Below are 24,231 nucleotides of genomic sequence, written 5' to 3'. Positions count from 1 at the left end.
GGAGGAGCCAGGCTATGGGAGAGGATTAGTATGAAGATTGCAGTGTTTTGCGCGACCGTTCTGACTGCCGCCATGGCGCTTCCGGCGTGGGCACAGACGCAACCCGACGGCAAGACTATCGAGGGAGATGAGGCAAATCAGCCAAGCCCTACTCCCCCTGCGAAAGTCGTTCAGCCGCTGTCGGCGCCCTACAAGCGCTACGATGCACTGGCGATGAAAGGTTGGGAGCGGCCGCTTCCCAGCACTGCCGACACCGTTCTGGGCGATCGGTTCGGCGTTCGCGATACGCTGGCCGATGCCGGCATCGGTGTGCAGGGTTTGCTGACAGCGGGGTTCCAGACGCATCTGGCGGACGGCACCCGTGGCTATAGCGGCCCTCAAATCTACAATGCGCAAAAGTTCACTCGGACGAATACGAGCCAGACTCTGTTCGTGACCTACGACCTGGGAAAGGTCGGCCTTGATGGTGGTCAGCTCATTTTTTCCGGCATCAACATGTCGAACGGCTTTAATCGAGTGAATGGGCCAAATTCCACGCGCGTCGCGCGGCTGGCCTATTTTCAATCGCTCTTCGACAAGAAGGTTCAGTTCAAGATTGGCATTTTCGATAACGGCTTCGAGTTCATGGGCACGCAAGTCGGCGGCAGCTTTGCCGGCGGCGCACTAGGGCCGCAGGCCAGCATCCCCAATCAGGTGGGTATGTCCTACATGGGCTTTGCTTCGCCATCGGCGAATGTGCGCGTGAACTTCGCCAATCACGTTTACACCAAGGTCGGAATCCAGCGCAGCTTTCCACCAGGTGCCGCTCCTGCAGAGGCGCGCTATAATCATGACGGCCTGCGTTTTTCCGTTCCGGGTACTGGCGCGCTGCTGATCGACGAGGTTGGCATGGATCGCCCCGCTTCTGCGGGGACCAAAGCCATGTGGATCAGGGCCGGCGGCATGTTCAATACGACGGACTTCCCAAAATTCGATGGTGGAGTCAGCAAGTCCAATTGGGCCGGTTACCTCGCGGTGGACAGGCAGCTGACGCAGATCAGCGCAACCCAACCTGGGCGCGGTCTCTACGTGGGCGGGACGGTCAACTATGCGCCGCCGGCGCAGAATTTCATCACGCAATACTATGAAGCGCGGGTCTATGGCGTGGGCCTTCTGCCGTCGCGGCCCTTCGATCTTGCTTCGGTCATCGTCAACAGCAACGTCTACAGTGGGGACGGACTGCTCGCCAGAACCCCTGCTACAGCTGACAATTATAAAGCAACTTTCTCCGTGATTGCGGGATATGCCTACCGATTGGCGCCTGGCCTGTATGCCCAACCCGGCGTTGGTGCAGTGGTTCATCCGGTCTACAGTCCGAGGTTCGGCACGAGCTTCAACGCATATTTGAACCTCAGTGTTTTCCTGTGATTTCTTCGTGAGATAGGCGCGGGCTGGACCGCGTGTCGCGCTACAACGACCCCGTCACATACATCCAGCATAACCCGCGCATAGGCGACGGGTCGGCCGCGATGGTGGCTGCCTTCCGCAAGCTCGACGCGGCAGGCACACCGCACCGCTATCTGTGCACCCCTATACTGCTGGACGAAGGGAACTTCATCCTGGTCGCCAGCGAGGGTTTGGTAGCAGATGTGCCCACCGTTTATTATGATCTGTCCCGTCTTTCCGACGGACGCATCGTCGAACATTGGGACGTGCTTCAGACGATCCCACCACAGACTGAATGGAAGAATGGCAACGGTAAGTTCTGACCGACGTCCATTTTTCAGCGATCCGTAACCCACCTGGAAGGGGCGATGATTGATCTGGTAACAATCATCATTACTCGAAACGGCCAAGGGCTTTGACAAGCCTGGACCTGGGCGAGATGCAGGAGGGTAGATTTATTAGACGTAATGGTCTAATAAATCGCTGTGACATCGAATCCTTCCCTTCCGCGTCGCGGCCGACCACCGAAGGCACCGCAAGACGCCCAGGCGCGCCAGCGACTTTTGCGGGTTGGGATCGAGCATTTGACCGAGCGCGGATATTCATCGGCAAGTGTCGACTCGATCCTGTCCGCAGCGGACGTGCCCAAGGGCAGTTTCTATCATTATTTCCGTGACAAGGCCGACTTCGGTCTCGCGCTGATCGACGCCTATGACGCCTTTTTCGTGGGATTGTTGTCGCGATCATTCGAAGACAGCGCTTTGGCGCCGATCGATCGATTGCGGCACTTCACGCGGGAGGCCGAGGCTGGAATGGCGCGGCATGACTTCCGGCGCGGATGTCTCGTGGGCAATCTGGGCCAGGAGATGGGCGCATTACCCGAGCCATTCCGGGTCCGCCTCACCTCTGTCCTGCAGGGATGGCAGCGCCGCACGGCCAAGGTGCTGCGCGCGGCACAGGCAACCGGGGCCATGGCCACTCATCATGATCCAGACGCGCTAGCGGTATTCTTCTGGATCGGCTGGGAAGGCGCTGTCTTGCGCGCCAAGCTGGAGCGAAATGCCGGGCCGCTGGCCCTGTTCGCGACACATTTCTTCGAATTGATCGAAACGGTGACGGAGTAACCCCCGAATGTTTGACGCAATCGTGATCGACAAGAGCGACGACCAGCAGATCGTATCCTTGCGCCATGTGGCGGACGGTGAGATCCCCGAAGGCGATGTGCTGGTCGATGTTGCTTACTCGACGCTCAACTACAAGGACGCTCTGGCAATCACGGGCGCGGGTCCGGTGGTGCGCAGCTTTCCGATGGTGCCGGGCATAGACTTTGCTGGTGTGGTTGCCGAAAGCGCGCACCCCGACTTTAAACCGGGTGATCGCGTTGTGCTGAACGGCTGGGGTGTCGGCGAGAAGCATTGGGGTGGCCTGGCGCGACGCGCGCGCGTCAGCGGCGATTGGCTGATCCCTCTTCCCGACGCGATCGACATGAGACGCGCGATGGCGATCGGCACCGCTGGCTATACGGCGATGCTGTGCGTGCTGGCGCTTGAACGGAACGGCATCACGCCCGACAAGGGCGAGGTCGCAATCACTGGTGCCGCAGGGGGCGTCGGCAGCGTGGCGACGACGTTGCTGGCCGGACGGGGTTACGATGTCACGGCGATCACCGGGCGCGCCGGCGAGGCGGACTATCTGAAAAGCCTGGGTGCCAGGACGATCGTCGATCGCGCCGAACTGACCGGCAAGGTGCGACCGCTCGCCAAGGAGCGTTGGGCGGGAGCCATCGACGTGGCGGGCGGAACGGTGCTGGCTAACCTCCTCGCGTCGATACGCTATCGCGGTGTCGTCGCGGCTTGTGGGCTGGCTGCCGGCATGGACCTTCCCGCGTCAGTAGCGCCGTTCATCCTGCGCGGCGTGACGCTGGTCGGCATCGACAGCGTGATGTGCCCGCGGGAGGAGCGTCTTGAGGCGTGGCAGCAGTTGGCAAAGGAACTGGATCTTCAAACGCTCGATACCCTGACGGTCGAGGTGGCATTCGAGGATGTGATTGAGACGGCCTCCAGCTTCTTGGCTGGTTCGGTCCGTGGTCGGATCGTTGTGCCGATTGCACCCTGTGGTGAGCATCGCTGACCCGCAACAACATGTATAGCCATCGTAGTCGGCGAGCGAACGCCAGGTTCTGCCAGGAGACGAGTTTGGGCGCTTATCGAGGAATGACTTGCATTGGTCGGCAGCCGATGCCGCATAAGCGTCAGCTATCGTCGCAACCCAGCTCCGAACCGGACGGTCGCCTATCGGCCAAAATACGTCGTTCCAACCCAGCGCCCGGTATGTCAGCTCAAGCCGAAAGCTGCCAATCAAGCTGGGCGGCGGCGGGCCGGCAACGCGTCCACTCCCGGTTGTTCTGCCGTTCAAAGGTCGTACTCAAAAAACTGCTATTCTCGGATTTCTGAATATGGCGCGCCTAAAGACTGGCTCGGCGACCTTCCAGTCAATCCGCGTCCAGCATGGACATTGCAGCAACCGGACATGGGTTGCGGGCCTTATCCAACCGGGACCATATTCATCCCATGCTGAACATGCATCTACGCGGGCGAGCAAAGGATAAAGAGCCAAGTAAGAGCGACACTAAAGGCAAAGCCGACAGTCCTGACTGATCGCCTGTTATCCAGAAAATGCCAGGACGGCTGCTGCGATCACAACCACGATGACAACCAGCGGCGCTCCCATGCGCGCATAGTCGGTGAACCGATATCCCCCCGGCCCCATGACCAGCAGATTGTTCTGATGCCCGATCGGCGTCAGAAAATCCGATGACGCACCGATTAGGACAGCCAGAAGCGCAGCGTCGGGATCAACGCCGAGCAGTCGCGCCACCGCAATCGCCATGGGCCCCATGATGATGGCTGTCGCAACATTGTTGAGGAAGATCGACAGCAGCAATGTCACGCAACAAAGTGCAACCAGGACCAGAAAAAATGGTTGCGCCGCCAGGACCCCGCTTAACCACAGGGCCGCAAGACCGGCAGCGCCGCTATGCTCAAAGCTTTGCCCCACGGGGATCATGGCGCCCAGAAGGATGATGACGGACCAGTCGATCGAGCGGTAGATATCGTCAGGCGGTATGAGGCGCGCACCCGCAAGCACGGCAGCCGCACCCACGAAAGCGAGGGCAGGAGATAGGCGGAATGCGACTATACCAATGATCGCGACGGCAAAGACAGCGACGATGGCCGCAGCGCGCCTGCGGTTGACGGGCATGGGGTCAAGGCGGTCGATCTCCAGCAGGCGTGCGCCGGCAATGAAATGCGCAATCGCGTCCTTGCGGCCACGCAGATAGAGCTGGTCTCCAGCCCTTATTCGTATGCGGATCAGGGGTTTGCGTTCGCGCGCGACCCGTGGCCCCACCGCCACCACTTCAAGCTGTTCCTGACTGCGCGTGCGAACCTCGTCATATCCGGCACCGATCAGGGGTGATCCGTGCGCGACGGCGACACGGGCGGTCACAGCATCGTCTGTTTCGTTACGTTGCGCGACGGCTTCCAGATTCACGGCCTGCGCAACGTCCCATGGGCTGGAGCGCGACAGGACGAGCAGGCGATCGCCAGAATGTTGTGCCTGATCGACTGCAATCCGCTCCGTCGACCTGAAGGCGGCGAGGACGCGCGCGCCGGCGGCACGCAGGGTGGCAGCCGCTGGCATGTCGCCATCGGCCGGAACCGCCATCTCGAATACGCGCCAGGGTGGCCGTGTTTGCCGAGCCGCTCGGCCCCGGATAGGCAGCAGGCGCCACCCGACCATCCCAAGGTAGATAAGTCCCGCCAGTGTGACCGCTACGCCAACCGGCGTCATGGTGAAGAACCCGAACGGCTCGCCAAGCTCCTGCTCTCGCACCGATGACAGGATGAGGTTCGCAGGTGTTCCGATCAGCGTCGTCATGCCGCCCAAGATCGTCGCGAAGGCCAGCGGCATGAGAGTGGTAGCAGCCGGGCGCCGGGCATCGCGCGCTATTTCGGTCGCGATCGGCATGGTCACCACCAAGGCCGCGATGTTGTTCATGAAGGCGGACAGAAGGGCCGCTATGACCAGCAGGCCGGCGAGTCTGAAGGGAAAGCTGACCTTCGCGGGAATCGCCACCTTGGCGATCCATGAAGCCGCACCCGACAGCTCTACTGCCCGGCCCACGACCAGCACGCCGGCCACGGCCAGCACTGCTGGATCGGAAAATCCCGCAAAAGCCTCGCCCGGCTTTACTAGGCCCGCAACAATGCTCGCGAACAGGGCAATCAGGGCGACAAGATCGTGTCGAACCCGTTCCGACGCGAACAGAACCAGAGTTGCCAGCAGAATAGCCGTGCTGAGCATTGCCGGGCTGAGTGCCGGTAGTCCAGCCATCACGAAGCGGTTTCCTTTTTTGCGGGGGGCGGGAGGAATATCTGTACCTTGGCTGCTCGTTGCACGGCAGCGATGCATTCCCGACGGAGCGATCGGACGATAGCGTCATGTTGGCCCGATGCGATCTTTGCGCGCGCCAAGCGCGTTTGCATGATCAAGATACTTTAATCCTCTCTTATCACTTTCACGCAACGCAGCCAGAATTCACCGTTTCTCAGAAGCTTATCAAGTCCGATGGTGCCAATTTTTTTGTTTTTACATTGCCAAGGAGCAACGCACGTCCCGTCTTTTGTTTAAGGGACCAGAATGGTAAGTCCACCGGGGGTGACAAATTGGCCAGTGGGGTGATAAGGGCCAGTCATGCGCAGGTTGCTGCCCCTCTTTGCCCTGATCATGCTCGTCCTCACGGGCTGGTCTGCCATGGCGCACGTCGTAGAGGAGCATGGCGGAAAGCTGGCGGACGTAGATTTGGTCCTTCATGCGCCGGGCGATGGCGATGAGAGGCCTGCCGACAATGATAGCGGCGTGCCCCACCATCATGTCAGTTGTCACGGGCACGACCTTGGCGCGTCCATCGTTCCGGCGGACGCACAACTGCACGCCAGCGTGCTGACCCTGCACACAGGCTCTCAAAGCCGTGCGCTTCTGGCTGCCGACGAGAACGTCGCCCTTCGACCTCCCCAGGCCTGACCTGTCCCGCCGACCGGTGTTCGCACCGGCCCGAGACTTTTTGTCAGGATGATTACACATGCAGAAATTGCTTGCGGCGTTCCTCGCCGCAGCGTCCTGCGCCTCCGTGGCGCAGGCGCAACAGGGGCGTATGGAGGCCGAAAGTCCGGCTGCTCCCGCGCGCTCCCTTGAAGATGCCATAGCCGCCGCTGGCGGCGCCGCGCCGGCTCTGGATGTGGTCCGATCCGGGATCGACGCAGCGGATGCTAATCGCATCGTCGCAGGCCTGCGTCCCAACCCCGTAGCGCAGGCCCAGGTCGAGAATATCGCCGGCACCGGTCCATATCGCGGTGTAGAAAGCGCCGAGACGACGGTGGGTTTCACGCAGACGCTGGAACTGGGCGGCAAGCGACAAGCGCGTATCGGCGTGGCCGATGCGCAGTTATTACGCGCGCAATTGCAGGCCGCCATCACCGCCGCCGACGTGCGGTGGCAGGTGACGGTCCTGTATATCGCAGCGGTCGCAGCCGATCGAAAAGTAGAGACTGCGCGCGATCAGGCGCGCCTTGCCCAGGAAGGCCTGCGCGCCGCCAATGTGCGGTTGCAGGCGGGCCGGGCCTCCCCGCTCGAACAGCAGCGGGCGGAGGTGGCGAAGGTCGCGGCGTTGGCCAATGTCGAGCGACAAGAGCGTCTGGCGCTGGCCGCACGCTCCAATCTGAGCCGCCGTGTAGGCGGCCCTAACGATGCTATGCTTGACCGGACGATGCTCGATCGCCTGCCGGCCATGGCGAGCTACGGGCCACAAAGGCCCGCCATGATTGATGGAACATTGGCCATGGCCGCCGCCGATGCCGATCTGGCGATCACCGATGCGGGGATACGCGTCGCGCAAGCCAATCGCATACCCAATCTCGATGTGGGGCCATCCTTGCGCCGCCTGTCGGCGACCAACGACGTGGCCGCGGTCTTCACCGTTTCGCTGCCCATACCGCTGTTTAACAACGGCCGCGCGGCCGTCGCGCAGGCGCGGGCGCAGCGGACCCAGGCGGAGGCGCAGCGCAAGATGACGGCGCTCGACGTCGAGCAGGCGATCACCGATGCGCAGGCCGAAGCCGAAAATGCTGCGATCACGGCACGCATGGCATCCGGCCCGGCGCTTGCTGCGGCGCAGGAAGCCGCCCGGATCGCCCGGATCGGCTATCGGGAGGGCAAGTTCGGCCAGATCGACCTGCTCGATGCCGAACGCACGCTTGCCGATACCCGTATCGCCGCGATCGATGCGCTGGCCGCCTATCACAATGCCCGCGCGCAGCTGGAACGGCTGACCGCGCCTGCACCCCAGAGGGGAAATTGATTCCATGAGAAACATGCAATTCAACACTATCGCCCTTTCTCTGCCGCTCGTCCTTGCGCTCGCCGCCTGTGGCGATAGCCCGACGAACGAAGCGCAACCGGCTGCTGCCAAGGCGGAAATCCACGCCGATAGCGGCGAGATCGTCATGACCGAGGATCAGATCCGGTCCGCCGGCATCCAGATTGGCCGCCCGCTCATCGGCGGGGCCGGCACGATCGAACTGCCCGCGACCATCGACGGCGATCCACAGGGTACGCAGGTCGTGTCGGCCGCGATCGGCGGGCGCGTGGTGTCGCTGACGCGCAATCTGGGCCAGTCGGTGGGGCGTGGCCAGACGCTGGCCGTGATCGAAAGCCGTGAGGCCGCATCGCTGAACGCGGAAATCGAGGCGGCGCAGGCGCGGCTGGGGCTGGCGAACAGCACTCTCGCCCGCGAACAACGCCTGTTCGCACAGCGCGTCTCGCCCGAACAGGATCTGATCGCGGCGCGAACCGCTGCGGCGGAGGCGCGCATCGCCCTGAGGCTCGCGCAGGGCCAGATGACGGCGGCAGGCCGCGGCGGTGGCAGCTTCAATCGCGTGTCGGTCACGGCGCCGCTGTCGGGGCAGGTCATCGGGCGCAGCATCGTGCTGGGTCAGACCGTGGCAGCCGATGCCGAGCTGTTTCGTGTCGCCGACCTTTCGACCATATCGCTCTCGCTCAACCTGCAACCACAGGATGCGGGGCGCGTAAGGCCCGGTGCGAACGTGACGGTGGAAGCGCCGGGACGCAGGGGCAGCGCGCGGATCAGCTTCGTGTCACCCGCGCTCGATGCCAACACGCGGCTGGTGCCGGCGATCGCCACGCTGGAAAACCGCGATGGACAATGGCGCGTGGGGGAAGCGGTGACGGCGTCGGTCAGCCTGTCCGGTGATGGCGGGAACGGCGCGATCCGCGTGCCGCTGACGGCGGTGCAGACCTATGAGGGCAAGTCCGTCCTGTTCGTGCGCAGCGCAACCGGGTTCCGGGCCATGCCGGTCGCGATCGGCGACACATCCGGCGACAGCGTCATGATCCGGTCGGGCCTGAAGGGCAACGAACAGATCGCCACCGTCAACAGCTTCACGCTCAAGGCCGAACTCGGCAAGGGCGAAGCGAGCCATGAGGACTGAGCCATGATCGCAACCATCGTTACATGGGCGGTCGAGAAGCGCTGGCTCGTCCTGCTGCTCACCGCCATCGCCGCCGTTATCGGTGCCTTTTCGCTGTCCCGCCTGCCGATCGACGCCGTGCCGGACATCACCAACAATCAGGTGCAGATCAATATTCGCGCCTCCGCCCTGTCGCCCGAACTGGTCGAAAAGCAGGTTTCCTTTCCGATCGAAACCGCGCTCGCCGGCATACCGGGTCTTGAATATACCCGCTCGCTCAGCCGCAACGGCTTTGCGCAGGTCACGGCGGTATTTTCCGACAAGACCGACATCTATTTCGCGCGGCAGCAGGTTGGCGAACGACTTGCGGGCGTGTCCGAGAATCTGCCCAGCGGCGTGAGCCCGGAAATGGGGCCGATCGCCACGGGTCTTGGCGAAGTCTATATGTGGACGGTACGCCTCCAGCATCGCGATGACGACGCCCATCGTCCCGGCGAGCCGGGCGAGCAGCCCGATGGCAGCTATATCACGCCCGAAGGCGACCGGCTGACCAGCCCGGCGGACAAGGCAACCTATCTTCGCACCGCGCAGGACTGGATCGTGACTCCGCTGCTGAAGAATACCCCGGGACTTGCCGGCGTGGATTCGATCGGCGGCTATGCCAAGCAATATCTGGTCGTGCCCGACGTCCAGAAAATGGCCGCGATCGGCCTGACGCTGACCGATCTGGGCACCGCGCTGGAACGCAACAACAGCAGTGTCGGCGGCGGCTTTGTGGAGCGCAATGGCGAAGGCCTGGCCGTCCGCTCCGACGCATTGATCCGCAACGCTGCGGAACTGGCACGCACGGTCGTCGCGACGCGAGAGGGCGTGCCGATCACGCTCGATCAGGTGGCGAGCGTGCGCACAGGCCAGGCGGTGCGCATGGGATCGGCATCGGAAAACGGCACGGAGGTCGTGGTCGGCACCGCAATCATGCGGATCGGCGAGAATAGCCGGACGGTCGCGACGGCGGTGGCCGATCGGCTGAAAACGATCAATGCTTCGCTGCCGCCGGACGTGGTGGTGCAGCCGGTGCTGGACCGCACGGCGCTGGTGAATGCGACCGTGAAGACGGTGGCGAAGAATCTGGGCGAAGGCGCGCTGCTTGTCATCGTCGTGCTGTTCCTGCTGCTCGGCAATTTCCGGGCGGCGCTGATCGCGGCGCTGGTGATCCCGATTTCCATGATGCTGACCGGCTTCGGCATGCTGCGCATGGGGGTGTCGGCGAACCTGATGAGCCTTGGCGCGCTGGACTTCGGCCTCATCGTCGACGGCGCGGTCATCATCGTCGAAAATGCGCTGAGCCGCCTAGCCACGCAGCAGCATCGTGAAGGGCGGCTGCTCACCCTGCCGGAACGGCTGGCCACGGTGGCGGCCGCCGCGCGGGAAATGATCCGCCCCTCAGTCTATGGACAGGCCATCATCATCCTCGTCTATGTGCCGTTGCTCACCCTGACCGGGGTGGAGGGCAAGACCTTTGTGCCGATGGCGCTGACGGTCATCATCGCGCTCGCCTTCGCCTTCATCCTGTCGATCACCTTCGTGCCCGCGATGATCGCGCTGCTGCTCTCTAAGCGGATCGAGGAAGAGGATGGCCGCATCGTCCGCTGGCTCAAGCAGCGCTATGAGCCGGGCCTCGACAAGGCGATGCGGCGTCCCACGCTGACGATCGGCGCTGCCCTTGGCAGTTTGGTCGTTGCCGCGCTGGCGTTCCTGTCGCTGGGGCAGGTGTTCCTGCCGCAACTGGACGAGGGAGACCTGTTGATCCAGGCGCTCCGCATTCCTGCAACATCGGTGCAACAAAGCCAGGCGATGCAGGGACCGATCGAACAGATGGTGTCGAAACAGCCGGAGGTGAAGTTCGTCTTTTCCAAGACCGGCACCGCCGAATTGGCGTCCGATCCGATGCCGCCCAACGCCACCGATATGTTCGTGATCCTGAAACCCCGCAAGGACTGGCCGAATCCGAGCTTGCCCAAGGACGAACTGGTCGAACGACTTGAGAAGGAATTGGGGCGCTTCCCCGGCAATGCCTATGAAATCACCCAACCCATCCAGATGCGGTTCAATGAACTGATAGCGGGCGTGCGCGGCGATATCGCGGTCAAGGTGTTCGGCGACGATTTCGATGCCATGAACCGCACCGCCGAGCAGATTGCCGGCGCGTTGCGCCGGACGGAGGGTGCAACCGATGTGAAGGTCGAGCAGACGAGCGGCCTGCCCATGCTCGACATACGGCCCAATCGCGATGCCATGGCGCGTCTGGGCGTCACGGCGCAGGATGTGCAGGATGTTGTCACCGCCACCATCGGCGGGCGTCCATCGGGCATGATCTTCGAAGGGGATCGCCGCTTTCCGGTGGTCATCCGTCTGTCGGATACGCAGCGATCGGACCTGAGCCTGATCGGCCGGACGCAGGTGCCGGTGACGGGCGGTGCCTATGTACCCTTGTCCAGCGTCGCCGACATTCGCATTGTGGACGGGCCCAACCAGATCAGTCGGGAAAATGGCAAAAGGCGCGTCGTCGTCCAGGCCAATGTGCGCGGCCGCGATGTCGGCAGTGTCGTCGCGGATGCACAATCGGCCATCGGGCAGCAGGTGCGCCTGCCGGCCGGCAGCTATCTGGAATGGGGCGGGCAGTTCGAAAATCTGCGTTCCGCGAGCGAGAGGTTGAAGCTGGTCGTGCCGGCCTGCTTCCTGCTCATCCTGCTGCTGCTCCATGGTGCGCTGGGCAATATGCGCGATGCGGCGATCGTCTTCACCGGTGTCCCGTTCGCGCTGGTCGGCGGCGTGTTGCTGCTGTTTGTACGCGGCATGGATTTTTCTGTGTCGGCGGCGGTCGGCTTCATCGCGCTGTCGGGTATCGCGGTGCTCAATGGGCTGGTCATGGTCAGTTCCATTCAGGACCTGGTCCGATCCGGCATGGCCAGGGCGGACGCGGCGCGGACGGGCGCGATGCAACGCCTGCGCCCGGTGGCGATGACGGCGCTGGTGGCCAGCCTCGGCTTCGTGCCGATGGCCTTTGCAAGCGGCGCGGGCGCGGAAGTGCAAAAGCCGTTGGCGACGGTCGTCATCGGCGGACTGATTTCCGCCACGCTGCTGACATTGTTCGTGCTGCCGACACTTTATGCCCGGTTCGGGCAGCGCCCGGTCGGACAACGTTAGCCGGAGATGACCACGCCGGAAACCGCCTGAGGGGCCGCGCCACTTCAGCCTTTGCCGCGATGGAGGCGACAGGGCTTGATCGTGTCGGGGGGCGGACATTGCTGTCTGCCCCCCAAACCCTTTCTCTGGGCCACAGCGCCAAAATCGCTCCAGCAGGAACCATTTCGTTAACGGACATTCATTATGATCGGATCGAGAAAACATGACGGGAGAGAAGAATTGGCGAGCGCTGCACGCCACGCCGATGGTGCCTATGAACATGTACGGATCGACACCGCCTTTGCCATCAGCCTGTTTGCCGTCTGCCTGATCGGTATCAAGGCACAGCCTCATCTTGGCCTGGCGTCCTTCTGGCCCGCAAACGCCTATATGCTGGGCATGCTTGTGCGCTTTCCCAGACTCAACACGTCTTCGGCCTGGATCCTATGCGCCATCGGCTTCGTCATGGCGGACTTGATAACCGGCGCCAGTCTCGCGCGTAACATGGCGCTCAATGGCGGAAATCTTGCGGCGATCGGAGCTGCGCACAGGCTCCTGCGTGCGGTTTCACAGCGGGATCGCAGATTGAAGGGGCAGAACTCAACCTTCCATATTCTAAAGGCCATCCTCGCGGGCAGCTTTGTCGCGGGCCTGTTCGGCATCGTCGCCAACCCGCTGCTGTTCGGTGGCACGAGTGGCGAGGGGTTTCTTTTCTGGACCGTCACGGAGCTGGTCAATTATGTCACCTTCCTGCCCCTGCTGCTGACATTGCCGGAGGCAAGGGCATGGACTTTCTCAGCCATGCGCGACCGTCTTGACCAATTCAGCGCTGGCAGCGCGCTGCCGTTGATCGCTCTTGTTGCTTCTGTCGCTGCAAGCATAGCGATAGGCGGGCCAGGCGCAGGCCTGTTTCCCTTGCCAGCCCTGCTCTGGTGTGGACTTGCCTATAATCTCTTCTCTACGGCCTGTATCAGCTTCATCTTCGCGATCTGGACAATCTTCGCGGGCCGCATGGGTATATTGTGGTCAGGCGCTGACTTTGCCTCGCGCGCGGATCTCATCTCCATACGCCTGGGCGTGAGCCTTGTCGCCTTCACCCCGATCGTCTTGGGCAGCATGGCGGCGGCGCGGGACGAACTGCTCCAAAGGCTGCGCATGCTCGCGGATCGGGATGCCATGACGGGCCTGTATAGTCGCCGCGCATTTATTGAAGCCGGCACTGACGCCCTCCGGAAGGCGGCGCGCAGGGGTGAGCCAACGGCCGTCATGATGCTGGACATCGATCATTTCAAATCCGTCAATGATCGTTATGGGCACAAGGGAGGAGATCAGGTGCTTACTGTCTTTGCGTCCATCTTGCAGGGTGCTGTCCGGTCCAAAGACGTTGTCGGCCGCATTGGCGGTGAGGAGTTTGCGGTCGTCTTGCCGGATTGCTGTTCGATCAATGCCGCCAGCGTGGCCGAACGGATCAATCGAACGTTGCGTTCGACGGTCGCAACGCTGGAGAATGGAGAAGCCGTCCAGGTGACGGTGAGTATCGGCATTTACGTTGAGCACATGGATAGCACCCTCGAAAAGCCGCTGATGTATGCGGACGAGGCGTTGTACCGGGCGAAGAATATCGGCCGGGATCGCTTCGAGATATGGACCCAGGCACCTGCTCCATCTCAGCATAGGGGTTTTGCAGTGCATCAATGAGGCGGCTATTTCCCGTCGTGATGCTTCTCCAATGAGCGCTCAGGCAGTTCCGTTTATGCCGGACCTAACCGCACCAACAATATGATGGGCCGGAGCATTCGCCGGTATAAAAAGCTGGTTTGCAAGCGGGTCGCGGGGATTGCCTTGTCGAATAGGGACAGGACACTCATTCACTGCGATAAAAAGCCAATATCCCTCTGGCGACCGGCCTGCTTGGAGTGGGCAGCGTCGGAGCGATATGATGTACGAACGTCCGCTCCTGTCAGTCGAAATTTCGCACTGAAAGCCTTGGAAGGGGCGTGAGGAAACACCAGCATGTGGCCGAGAATATCGGCTACCCTGTGCCAGCCGCTCGGAGCCGACACTCTCCTTACGGCCAGCCTCTTTCTGCGATGCAGCTCAGGTGGACGCCGAATGTCGGCTCCAGGCAAGAGCTGCCGTTCGGCTCATCGCTTTTGAACGGCAAGAACGTCCCATGACAAGTCATCGCCTATCCGAGCGGGGGCCAGCCTTTAATCCCTCAACGGCACAAGGCGGTCTCGGCACCACGCTTGTAGTACGACTGCAGAACCATGTCAGCTTCCCTGCTAGTGTCGGAGCAAGGCATTTTAGATCACCCAGTCACGACCTTTCAATCAGATCGTCTTGCGCAGTTCGACGAACACGCTGCGCGGCCTTCCCAGGAACGAACCGCGAATCTCGTCCAGCGCGGACAGGGCGTATGTCTTGTCGAAGATATTCTCAACGCGCAGCATCACGTCCATGAAGCCCAGCCCCTTGGTGATGCTGCCGTCGAAAATGGTGTAGCCGGGGATCTGATTGCCGCGACGATCGGACTGCTTCGAGACATAATGCCCCCCAAGCGCCAGGCCCAAATCCCAGCGCGGAAACTGATAGCGCGACCACAGCCCGGCCTGATGTTGCGGGGCGTTGGGGAAGCGCGTGCCGAACGAACTGTCGATGACGACGCCGGGGACGCCCTGCGTGATTTGCGCGTCGTTATAGGCATAGTTCGCGGTAACGACCCAGTCCGGCGTCACGTCGGCAGCCAGCGTGAACTCGACGCCCTTGCTCGTCACTTCGCCAAGCGGGCGAAGCTGGTCGAAGCCGCCGACCGGCGGAATATTGGGGTCTTCCTGGAGAATGTTGTTCTGCACGATGCGGTAGAGCGCAACGGTCGGCTGCAACCGGCCGCCGAGCAGCGAGCCTTTTGCGCCGACTTCGATCTGGCAGTTGGCGATGGGCGCGAAGGGGTCGCCGACGCTCGCACTTTGAGAGCCGGGATCCTGCGGCTCGAAGCTTTGCGAATAATTGACGTAAAGCGACACGGGATCAATCGGTTTTACGATGCCGCCGACGCGCCAGCTCAGGCGATTGCCGGAGGTCTTGGGGTCGCCCTCGTCACGATCGTCGAACCAGTCCTGCCGAAGGCCGCCCACCAGAATGAAGCGCCCCAGCGTCGCCTGCTCCTGCACGAACATACCATAGCGATGTGCCGTCGTGTCGGCGAGATCGCGGCGGCCAGCACTCAGATCATAGCTGGACACCGGATTGACGCCATAGACCGGGTTCAGGAATGATACCGGCGCCACACCCACGCGGGTGCGCTGCCCCAACGACCACAAAGTCTGGCGATACCAGTCACCGCCGGCGGTCACGCGGTGCTCGATCGCACCGGTCGAAAAACGGGCTGTCGCATTGCCCGAGAAAGTGAGCCCCTTGATATCGCGATGCTGGCGGCGGAACTCGCGCGACACCGTGTCCGCCACGCCATCGGCATTCGTGTCGATCCGGCCGACCGGGGTCGTGGAAATCCTGACCCTCCGCATAACGAAACCGCTTCGCTCAGCTTGCCGTCAAAGCGCGACTGGACGACCGTGCCATTGAGTTTGGTGAAGTCGGTCGCTTCATTGTGGTTCCAGTCGCGCGGTGCGAGGAATTCGCCGCTGGAGGTCGTCGGAATGCCGCGCAGGCGGTTGCCCGGCAGGTTCTGGCGGAAGTGCGTGACCTGCGTGACCAGCTTGGCATCGGGTGCGAGGTGCAGCGTGATGCCGCCGTCCAGCATCGTCGCCTCCTTCTTCGTGAAGCGCTGGATCGTGTCGTATGTCTCGTAAAAGCCCCCCACGCGCGCGGCGATTACGCCTTTGCGGTCAAGCGGGCCGGTAATCTCTCCCGATGCGCCGAGCCTGTCGTAATTGCCCGCGATCGCGCGGAAGGATGCCTGAAACTGGTTCGATGGCTTCTTCGTTACATAGTTGATCATGCCGCCCGGGGCGCTCGCGCCATAGAGCATGCCGATCGGTCCTTTCAGAAACTCCACGCGCTCGACGCCGAACAGGCTCGGCACGGAAAAGCTCTGGAACGGGTCACCCCGCAGGCCATCGTAGAAAATGCCGTCCTGTCGGAAGCCGCGATAGGTGACGGTGGCATATTGGTTTTCACTGACACCGGCGACATTGCGATAGAGGTCGGTAATGTCCCGCGCGCCTTGATCCTGGATCAAATCGGCGGTGATGACCTGGAATGACTGCGGGACATTCATCGGATCCGCATCGACCCGCCCGATCTCGGTATCCGTCACCCGATATAGTTTCTGGGCTCGGGCGGTTACGACGATATCGCTGCCTGCATCACTTTCCGCCTATGCATGAACTTGCCCAGCGAAAATGCGAGAAACGACAAGCGACGGAATGAACAGCTTCATCTGATAACTCCCTGCACGGGAATACCGAGAAGCGGAACGGATCGTCACGAAATCAAGCTATTGCCCCGCTCCTCAAATTCGGGGCTGACCCGTTTCGCGGATCGTTATTGCGAGCTCGTCGCAAAATACAGGCATAAAGCGTTATTAATTGTTGCTGACGGGGCGTGATGTCTGAGTGAGCCAGTCGGCAGGAGCGAACTCCGCCTTTCCCAGTTACCCGAGACCAGTCAGAAAATCTCTGGCGACACCGGAGCAACGAAGAGAATGGGGCGCAGCAGTGCCGCGCCCCAGACTGATTCAGGCAGCGTCGACCAGAACAATCTCGCTATCCTCGATCGCGGTCACCCGGATCACATCGAGATCCTGGATCGCCACGCCGTCACGGGCATTGGCACGAACGTCGTCGATCTGGATCGCCCCGGTTGCCGGCACCAGATAGCCCTTGCGATCCTTTCCGATCGGATACTCGGCGCTCTCACCAGCCTTGAGTGTCGCGGCAACCACGCGGGCGTCGGTCCGGATCGGCAGTGCGTCGTTGTCATTCTCATAACCCGACGCCAGCGTCACGAAATGGCCGGCACGGTCGCCCTTGGGGAAGGGACGGGCACCCCAGCTTGGCGCTTCACCGTCGCGGGTCGGGATAATCCAGATCTGGAAGATCTTCGTCGTCACGTCTTCGCGGTTATATTCCGAATGCTTGACGCCCGTGCCCGCAGACATGACCTGCACATCACCCGCTTCGGTGCGACCCTGATTGCCCAGATTGTCCTGATGGGTGATCGCACCCTCGCGAACATAGGTGATGATTTCCATGTCGCGGTGCGGATGCGGCGGGAAGCCGGTGCCCGGCGCGATGGTATCATCGTTCCAGACCCGCAAATTGCCCCAGTGCACGCGGGCAGGATCGTGATAGCCCGCAAACGAGAAATGATGCTTGGCATCGAGCCAGCCATGATTGGCGCCACCAAGGCCGTCAAAGGGACGAAGTTCGATCATCATGTGTCTCCTTCGGGCGGTGTGTCCACCATGGGACCGCCCTGTTGGAAATCCGTTTAGCGCTTGCACACTTTCCTATTCAGCGGGATAAAATGAATGGCAACGTTCCAGAAAGTCGAACAATGAATAATCCCGGCACGCCGACATTTGACCAGTTACAAATCTTTCTCACGATCGTCGAAACAGGCAGCTTCGCCTCAGCGGGTCGCAAGCTCAACAGGGCAGTGTCGGTCATCAGCTACGGCATTGCCAACTTGGAGGCCCAGTTGGGGCTGATGCTCTTTGACCGCGAAGGGACAAAGAAGCCGCAACTGACCGTCGCCGGCCGCGCAATGCTGGCGGAAATTCGGGGGATCTCAGATGGCATCGATAGCTTACGTGCCAAGGCAAAGGGCCTACTCGATGGCCTGGAGGCCGAGGTCAACCTTGCCGTCGACGTGATGCTGCCCGCCGAACGGCTGGGGAAGGTGCTGCGCGCCTTCTCGCGAGAGTTTCCGACCGTGCAGTTGCGCCTGCATGCAGAAGCCTTGGGCGCGGTCACCGCCATGGTTCTGGACCGAGTTGCGGTTATAGGCATCTCCGGCCCGCTTTCTGCTGGTGTCTTGGGAATTGAAAGCAGGGCGGCGGGGCTTGTCTCGATGGTGCCTGTTGCTGCTCCCGACCATCCGCTCGGCCGGATGGACACCATCGCGCCGGGAGCATCGCGCGAGCACATCCAGCTAGTCCTAACCGACCGGTCGCGCTTCACAGAGGGACGTGACTTTTCGGTGAGCAGCCCAAAAACTTGGCGTCTGGCCGATCTTGGCGCCAAGCATTCCCTGCTGCGGGAGGGAATCGGATGGGGCAACATGCCGTTGCCGATGATCGAAGCCGATCTGGTGGCGGGCACTTTGGTCCAGCTTGCCATTCCGGATCATCCGGGCGGTACCTATCGGTTCAGCGGCATCTGGCGTCGCGACACCCCACCTGGCCCCGCCGCATCCTGGCTGCTCGATCAGTTTGTCGCGCTCGGTACGAACGATCGCGAGCCAGACGGAATGAGCGACATATGAGTTTCGCACTCGGAAGGCTGGGCCAGTGATCCTCGGCCAGTTGAATCCAGCAGTAATCTACAAAAGCTGTTTGTCCTGGCCGCGACGGAACGCTGCTCCGCCCATAGGCTGACCAGCGGCCGTATGCGGCACATAGGAGAACTTGAGGCATTGGCTGGCATCGCGGCACAGAATCTGGGCAACTATCGCTCCGTGCATTTCCAAACTGGCGCAGTCGATCCGGTCGGTGACCGGTTTGACCTGCTCATTGTCGGCATGCCGGAAATATCTCGCGCGGCACAGATCGGGGGCATCGCTTGCGAACTCGACGCAGCCCTGTCCGGCACCCTGTCCCATTTGCGTGCCGGCAGTGTGTTCGATGGGCGTTTCGGTGAGACATTGATTCTCTCCAGCCCGCCATCGCCAGTCCGATCAAGCGCCCTTCTGATCGTTGGGATGGGGGACGCCGATCATGTCGACGCCCCGAAGCTCGGCCGTCTGGTCGCCATTGCAATGCGGGCGGCAATTCAACTCGACACCCGCTCTGCAGCGTGCCTCTTAAACCTCCTCACTGCCGATACGACCCCCGACGATGTTGGGAACGCGGCATCGGCAATGATGGCTGGGGCTTTGGAAGCCATCGACGAGTATGGAAATCAGACGAAGCCTGAGCACATGGACTTGGTCTTCGATCTCCGCACACCCCACATTGACGTCGTCGCCGACGAACTCAAAATGGTGCTGGGTCAATGGCACCTATAGGTCACCATGGCGGCAGACAGGTGCGTGGACATATTCGCCACGGGCATCATATTTAGCGCTATGCAGCCGCATCCGAGTCTCAGTCTGGATATGCGTCTCCCAGCGTCGCCGATTTCGATTCTGGTAGTGGACGACCATGCCCTGCTGAGGGAAGGCGTTCGCGCAATGCTGTCGACCCAGTCCGACATGCAGATCGTAGGTGAGGCGGACAATGGTCTCCGAGCCGTCGAAGCCTATGAAAGGCTGCTTCCCGACATCGTCCTTATGGACCTTCAGATGGCGGACGGTTCCGGTCTTGAGGCCATCCAGGCTATTCGGGCCAGTCATCCGGATGCACGCATCATCGTGCTGACGACCTATTCGGGCGACGGGCGGGCATTGAGAGCGTTGAGGTCTGGCGCGATGGGGTATCTGCTCAAAGCCAGCCTGCGGAAACAGCTTCTCGACGCCATTCGATCCGTGCATCTGGGCGGCAAGCATCTGGATGCGACGGTCGCGACCGCTATCGCCCTGCATGTGCTGGAAGATCCGCTGACCGATCGAGAGATCGCGATCCTGTCGCTTGCCGCATCGGGGCATTCGAACAAGCTGGCGGGATCACAGCTCGATATCACCGAAGAGACGGTGAAGGGGCACATGAAGTCGATCTTCTCCAAACTGGGTGCCCGCGATCGCACCCATGCCGTCACGATCGCGATCCAACGGGGCCTCCTCGAGGTCTGAACCGTGACGCATTCCGACACCGTTTTTGTCGTAATCCTCTCTATCGCCGCAGCTTGATCCAATACCATTCGGCATCACCGGAGCCATCATCGCGCGCGTTGGATATCGGGAGGCGGGACGGCGACGAGACATGTATCGCCGGATTGTCACTCCATCCAACATTTCTAATAATTGTAACATATCGGATAATTTTATCCGAGTATTTCAAATCAAACTTGCGAGCTATCCAATGCTTGCCGCAGCGAGATGCTGCCTCACCCAAGGAGCCGACCCATGACGATCACCGCCACCCCGACCCCTGGCAAGTCCCTGATCTCGCCGACCGACCACACCCTCATCCTGATCGATTTCCAGTCGCAGATGAGCTTTGCGACCAAGTCGATCGCCCCCGAATTGCTGCGTAACAACGCCGCCCTCATCAGCCGTGCCGCCAAGTCGTTCGGCGTATCGACCATCCTGACGACCGTCGCGGAAAAGAGCTTCTCCGGCCCGATGTTCGACGAGATCACCGACGCATTCCCCGGCCAGCCGCTGCTCGACCGTACGTCGATGAACACCTGGGAAGATGCTGCCGTGATCGAAGAAGTCAACCGGATCGGCAAGGAAAGGATCGTCTTTGCGGGCCTGTGGACCAGCGTCTGCATCGTCGGCCCGGTCGCCTCCGCCATCGATCAGGGTTTCGACGCCTATTTCATCGCGGATGCCTGTGGCGACATCAGCGAAGAAGCCCATGAACGCGCCGTGCAGCGCATGATCCAGCTGGGCGCCAAGCCGATGACCTCGCTCCAGTATATGCTCGAACTGCAGCGCGACTGGGCGCGCACCGAAACTTACGACTCGACCACCGGCATCGCGAAGGTCTGGGGCGGCGCTTATGGCCTGGGCATCAAGTACGCCAAGACCATGTTCGGCGCCTCCGAAGGCGGCCACTGACGCCGCCGGGCCGGCGGCAACCCCCTCCCCACCGCCGCCGGCCCATTTTCCTTTCCACTCTGAACCCGAGGGCCGCCACCATGAGCTTCGTGACCACCGACGACGGCGTCGATATCTTCTTCAAGGACTGGGGTTCGAAAGACGCCCAGCCCATCATGTTCCACCATGGCTGGCCGCTCTCGTCCGACGACTGGGACGCGCAGATGCTGTTTTTCCTTTCCAAGGGCTATCGCGTCATCGCCCATGACCGTCGCGGCCATGGCCGGTCGGCTCAGGTCAGCGACGGGCATGACATGGCCCATTATGCCGCCGACGCCGCTGCGGTCGCCCGCCACCTTGATCTGAAGAACGCCATTCATATCGGCCATTCGACCGGCGGTGGCGAAGTCGCCGCCTATGTCGCCCGCTTCGGTCTGCCCGAGGGCCGCGTCGCCAAGGTCGTATTGGTCAGCGCCGTGCCGCCGATCATGCTGGCGACCGAGCGCTACCCTGGCGGCCTGCCGATGAATGTGTTCGACGGCCTGCGCGCGGGGCTTGCCGCCAACCGCTCGCAATTCTTCCGCGATGTGGCCGCCGGTCCCTTCTATGGTTTCAACCGGGAAGGCGCAGATGTGAAGTCGGCCGTCATCGACAATTGGTGGCGTCAGGGCATGATGGGCAGCGCGAAGGCCCATTATGACGGCATCAAGGCTTTCTCCGAAACCGACCAGACCGACGACCTCGCCGCCATCACGGTGCCTACGCTGGTTCTACATGGCGATGACGATCAGGTCGTCCCCTACAAGAATGCCGGCGTGTTGCAGGCGCAGCTCCTGCCAAACGCCACGCTCAAAATTTACGAGGACTATTCGCACGGCATGCTGACCGTGAATGCGGACGTGCTGAACGCCGACATCCTCGCCTTCGCCCGGGCCTAATCGCCCACAATCCACGCATTGAACAGGAGACCGGCGATGAAAGTCTACCTTCTCTCTCTCGGTGCCGGTCTGCTGGTCGGCGTCGTCTATTCGCTGCTCGGTGTGCGTTCACCTGCTCCCCCGGCGATCGCTCTGATCGGCTTGCTCGGCATATTGGTGGGCGAACAGATCATACCGGTGGCCAAGCGCTGGGCTGACTCGCATGAACTCGCGCGCTTCGTGCGTAACGAGTGCCGCGATCATGTCCTCGGCCCGCTCCCAGACAATCGAAAGGGTGACGCATGATCACCCGGCGTCACGCCCTGGCAGGCGTTGCCGCCTCTGCTCTCGTGCCCCCGCTTTTCGCCAGCGTTCGGGCCATTGCCAAGGATACCCCTATGACAGACACGATCATCGTCAACGCCAAGGTCACGACTCTCGACCGCTCCAATCCCCAGGCTGAGGCCGTCGCCATCCGGAACGGCAAGTTCCTTGCCGTCGGCAGCGAAGCCGAAGTCCGCGCTGCCGCCCCCGGCGCGACCATCATCGACGCCAAGGGGCATCGCCTGATCCCCGGCCTGATCGACAGCCACATGCACATCATCCGCGGCGGCCTGAACTTCAACATGGAGCTGCGCTGGGACGGCGTGCCGACACTCGCCGAGGCGATGGACATGCTGAAGCGCCAGGTCGACAACACGCCCGCCCCGCAATGGGTTCGTGTTGTCGGCGGCTTCACCGAACATCAGTTCGCCGAGAAGCGCCTGCCGACCATCGCCGAACTGAACGCCGTCGCGCCCGACACGCCGGTCTTCATCCTGCACCTTTATGACCGCGCGCTGCTGAACGCCGCTGCGCTGCGCGTCGTGGGCTATACCAAGGACACGCCCAACCCGCCGGGTGGTGAGATCGTCCGCGACGCCGCCGGCAACCCGACCGGCCTGCTGCTGGCCCAGCCCAATGCGACGATCCTCTATTCGACGCTGGCCAAGGGGCCGAAGCTGCCGCAGGACTATCAGCTCAATTCCACCCGCCACTTCATGCGCGACGTCAATGCGCTGGGCGTGACCGGCGTGATCGACGCGGGCGGCGGCTTCCAGAATTATCCCGACGATTATGAGATTATCGAGAAACTGCATCAGGACGATCAGCTGACCGTCCGCATCAGCTATAATCTCTTCACCCAGAAGCCCAAGGAAGAGCTGGCCGATTTCTCCGGCTGGGTGAAGCAGGTTTCGCCGGGGCAGGGCGACGACACCTATCGCCACAATGGCGCAGGCGAAATGCTGGTCTATTCGGCGGCGGATTTCGAGGACTTCCGCCAGCCCCGGCCCGACATGGCGCCCAGCATGGAGGGCGATCTGGAACCGGTCATCCGCCTGCTCGCCGAGCATCGCTGGCCCTGGCGCCTGCACGCCACCTATGACGAGACGATCGGCCGCGCGCTCGACGTTTATGAAAAGGTGAACCGGGACATCCCCTTGCAGGGCATCAACTGGTTCTTCGACCATGCCGAAACGATCAGCGATCGCAATATCGACCGGATCGCCGCGCTGGGCGGCGGCATCGCGGTGCAGCATCGCATGGCCTATCAGGGCGAATATTTCGTCGGACGCTATGGCGCCAAGGCAGCGGAGCGTACCCCGCCCATTTCCCGCATGATCGCGGCGGGCATTCCGGTGGGAGCAGGCACCGACGCGACCCGCGTCGCCAGCTATAATCCCTGGGTGTCGCTCAGTTGGCTCGTCACCGGCCGCACCGTTGGCGGCTTCGCCCTCTATCGCGGCGACAATCGCGTCAGCCGCGAGAAAGCGCTGGCGATGTGGACGCATGAGAATACCTGGTTCTCGAACGAGATCGGCAAGAAGGGCCAGATCAAGGAAGGCCAGTTGGCCGATCTTGCCCTGCTGTCGGCCGACTATTTTTCGGTGCCGGAGGACCAGATCGTTCATATCCGCTCTGTCCTGACCCTGCTGGGCGGCAAGGTGGTCCATGGCGAGGGGGATTATGCCCCGCTCGCACCCGATTTGCCCAAGCCCATGCCCGACTGGTCGCCGGTCGCCACCTTCGGCGGCTATCACAAGACCCGCGAAGCCCGCGCGCAACTGGCGTCGGCCTGTGGATGTGCCAGTGCTTGCGGCGTCCATGGCCATGACCATGCCGCTGCGCTGGGCGCCGACGTCCCGGCCGCCGACGTCCAGAGTTTCTGGGGTTCGCTCGGCTGCGGCTGCTGGGCTGTCTGATCGGGTTCCGGCCCCTTCCTCACCGAAGGGGCTGGCCTGCGTCTATTCCAATATTTAGAACATGACGGTCGATTTTATTCGGATCGA

General features: G+C 62.0%; 20 protein-coding genes. 16 read left to right on the top strand and 4 right to left on the bottom strand.

The window, feature by feature from the left end:
- The first annotated feature begins 30 nt into the window (after positions 1 to 30).
- The 4 genes from BMY84_RS22115 to BMY84_RS22100 all read left to right on the top strand — a co-directional run bounded on the left by BMY84_RS22115 (position 31) and on the right by BMY84_RS22100 (position 3,555).
- Complete coding sequence (locus BMY84_RS22115) at positions 31 to 1,407, top strand: carbohydrate porin (protein WP_093086631.1); 1,377 nt, start codon at positions 31 to 33, stop codon at positions 1,405 to 1,407.
- Positions 1,408 to 1,439: 32 nt separating this feature from the next.
- Positions 1,440 to 1,748, top strand: a complete 309-nt coding sequence (locus BMY84_RS22110; protein WP_093086629.1) for a nuclear transport factor 2 family protein — start codon at positions 1,440 to 1,442, stop codon at positions 1,746 to 1,748.
- 162 nt (positions 1,749 to 1,910) lie between these two features.
- Entirely contained in the window at positions 1,911 to 2,549 is a 639-nt protein-coding gene (locus BMY84_RS22105; protein ID WP_256215359.1) for an acrylate utilization transcriptional regulator AcuR, read from the top strand.
- 7 nt (positions 2,550 to 2,556) lie between these two features.
- Positions 2,557 to 3,555: an acrylyl-CoA reductase (NADPH) gene (locus BMY84_RS22100; RefSeq protein WP_093086626.1), complete on the top strand. Its 999-nt coding sequence runs from the start codon at positions 2,557 to 2,559 to the stop codon at positions 3,553 to 3,555.
- 534 nt (positions 3,556 to 4,089) lie between these two features.
- Here BMY84_RS22100 and BMY84_RS22095 read toward each other — a convergent pair.
- A complete protein-coding gene (locus BMY84_RS22095) occupies positions 4,090 to 5,820 on the bottom strand; it encodes an SLC13 family permease (protein ID WP_093086625.1) in 1,731 nt (576 codons plus the stop codon).
- Between the two features lie 360 nt (positions 5,821 to 6,180).
- On the opposite strand from BMY84_RS22095, the gene BMY84_RS22090 reads away from it, so the two are divergent.
- From BMY84_RS22090 to BMY84_RS22070, 5 genes are all read left to right on the top strand, one after another.
- Entirely contained in the window at positions 6,181 to 6,510 is a 330-nt protein-coding gene (locus BMY84_RS22090) for a hypothetical protein (RefSeq protein ID WP_093086623.1), read from the top strand.
- A 58-nt stretch (positions 6,511 to 6,568) separates the two neighbouring features.
- On the top strand, positions 6,569 to 7,843 hold the full coding sequence (locus BMY84_RS22085) for a TolC family protein (protein ID WP_093086622.1): 1,275 nt from the start codon (positions 6,569 to 6,571) through the stop codon (positions 7,841 to 7,843).
- 13 nt (positions 7,844 to 7,856) lie between these two features.
- A complete protein-coding gene (locus BMY84_RS22080; RefSeq protein ID WP_093086620.1) occupies positions 7,857 to 8,993 on the top strand; it encodes an efflux RND transporter periplasmic adaptor subunit in 1,137 nt (378 codons plus the stop codon).
- A 3-nt stretch (positions 8,994 to 8,996) separates the two neighbouring features.
- Entirely contained in the window at positions 8,997 to 12,179 is a 3,183-nt protein-coding gene (locus BMY84_RS22075; RefSeq protein ID WP_093086619.1) for an efflux RND transporter permease subunit, read from the top strand.
- A gap of 369 nt (positions 12,180 to 12,548) precedes the next feature.
- A complete protein-coding gene (locus BMY84_RS22070) occupies positions 12,549 to 13,856 on the top strand; it encodes a GGDEF domain-containing protein (RefSeq protein WP_177204121.1) in 1,308 nt (435 codons plus the stop codon).
- A gap of 635 nt (positions 13,857 to 14,491) precedes the next feature.
- Here BMY84_RS22070 and BMY84_RS30570 read toward each other — a convergent pair.
- The 3 genes from BMY84_RS30570 to BMY84_RS22060 form a co-directional block, all read right to left on the bottom strand.
- Complete coding sequence (locus BMY84_RS30570) at positions 14,492 to 15,613, bottom strand: TonB-dependent siderophore receptor (protein ID WP_256215365.1); 1,122 nt, start codon at positions 15,611 to 15,613, stop codon at positions 14,492 to 14,494.
- On the bottom strand, positions 15,511 to 16,437 hold the full coding sequence (locus tag BMY84_RS30565; protein ID WP_256215358.1) for a TonB-dependent siderophore receptor: 927 nt from the start codon (positions 16,435 to 16,437) through the stop codon (positions 15,511 to 15,513). Before BMY84_RS30565 ends, BMY84_RS30570 begins: the two co-directional genes overlap by 103 nt.
- A gap of 420 nt (positions 16,438 to 16,857) precedes the next feature.
- Entirely contained in the window at positions 16,858 to 17,556 is a 699-nt protein-coding gene (locus BMY84_RS22060) for a pirin family protein (RefSeq protein WP_093086689.1), read from the bottom strand.
- Between the two features lie 122 nt (positions 17,557 to 17,678).
- Here BMY84_RS22060 and BMY84_RS22055 point away from each other — a divergent pair, with 122 nt between their 5' ends.
- From BMY84_RS22055 to BMY84_RS22025, 7 genes are all read left to right on the top strand, one after another.
- On the top strand, positions 17,679 to 18,608 hold the full coding sequence (locus BMY84_RS22055) for a LysR family transcriptional regulator (RefSeq protein WP_093086616.1): 930 nt from the start codon (positions 17,679 to 17,681) through the stop codon (positions 18,606 to 18,608).
- A 150-nt stretch (positions 18,609 to 18,758) separates the two neighbouring features.
- Positions 18,759 to 19,349, top strand: coding sequence for a M17 family peptidase N-terminal domain-containing protein (locus BMY84_RS22050; RefSeq protein ID WP_256215357.1), 591 nt, complete (start codon positions 18,759 to 18,761; stop codon positions 19,347 to 19,349).
- 6 nt (positions 19,350 to 19,355) lie between these two features.
- Entirely contained in the window at positions 19,356 to 20,072 is a 717-nt protein-coding gene (locus BMY84_RS22045) for a response regulator (protein ID WP_371262438.1), read from the top strand.
- Between the two features lie 273 nt (positions 20,073 to 20,345).
- The gene (locus BMY84_RS22040; protein WP_093086614.1) at positions 20,346 to 21,005 is read left to right on the top strand and encodes a hydrolase; all 660 of its coding nucleotides are present in this window, start codon (positions 20,346 to 20,348) and stop codon (positions 21,003 to 21,005) included.
- 80 nt (positions 21,006 to 21,085) lie between these two features.
- Positions 21,086 to 21,922, top strand: coding sequence for an alpha/beta fold hydrolase (locus tag BMY84_RS22035; protein ID WP_093086613.1), 837 nt, complete (start codon positions 21,086 to 21,088; stop codon positions 21,920 to 21,922).
- A gap of 36 nt (positions 21,923 to 21,958) precedes the next feature.
- Positions 21,959 to 22,207, top strand: a complete 249-nt coding sequence (locus BMY84_RS22030) for a XapX domain-containing protein (protein WP_093086611.1) — start codon at positions 21,959 to 21,961, stop codon at positions 22,205 to 22,207.
- Positions 22,208 to 22,299: 92 nt separating this feature from the next.
- Positions 22,300 to 24,144, top strand: a complete 1,845-nt coding sequence (locus BMY84_RS22025; RefSeq protein WP_093086684.1) for an amidohydrolase — start codon at positions 22,300 to 22,302, stop codon at positions 24,142 to 24,144.
- The last annotated feature ends 87 nt before the right edge of the window (positions 24,145 to 24,231 follow it).

The organism is Sphingobium sp. AP50, from assembly GCF_900109095.1.
Taxonomy (GTDB): Bacteria; Pseudomonadota; Alphaproteobacteria; order Sphingomonadales; family Sphingomonadaceae; genus Sphingobium.
The sequence above is the reverse complement of the archived record's forward strand: the minus strand, read 5'-3'. Positions and strand labels throughout refer to the sequence as shown.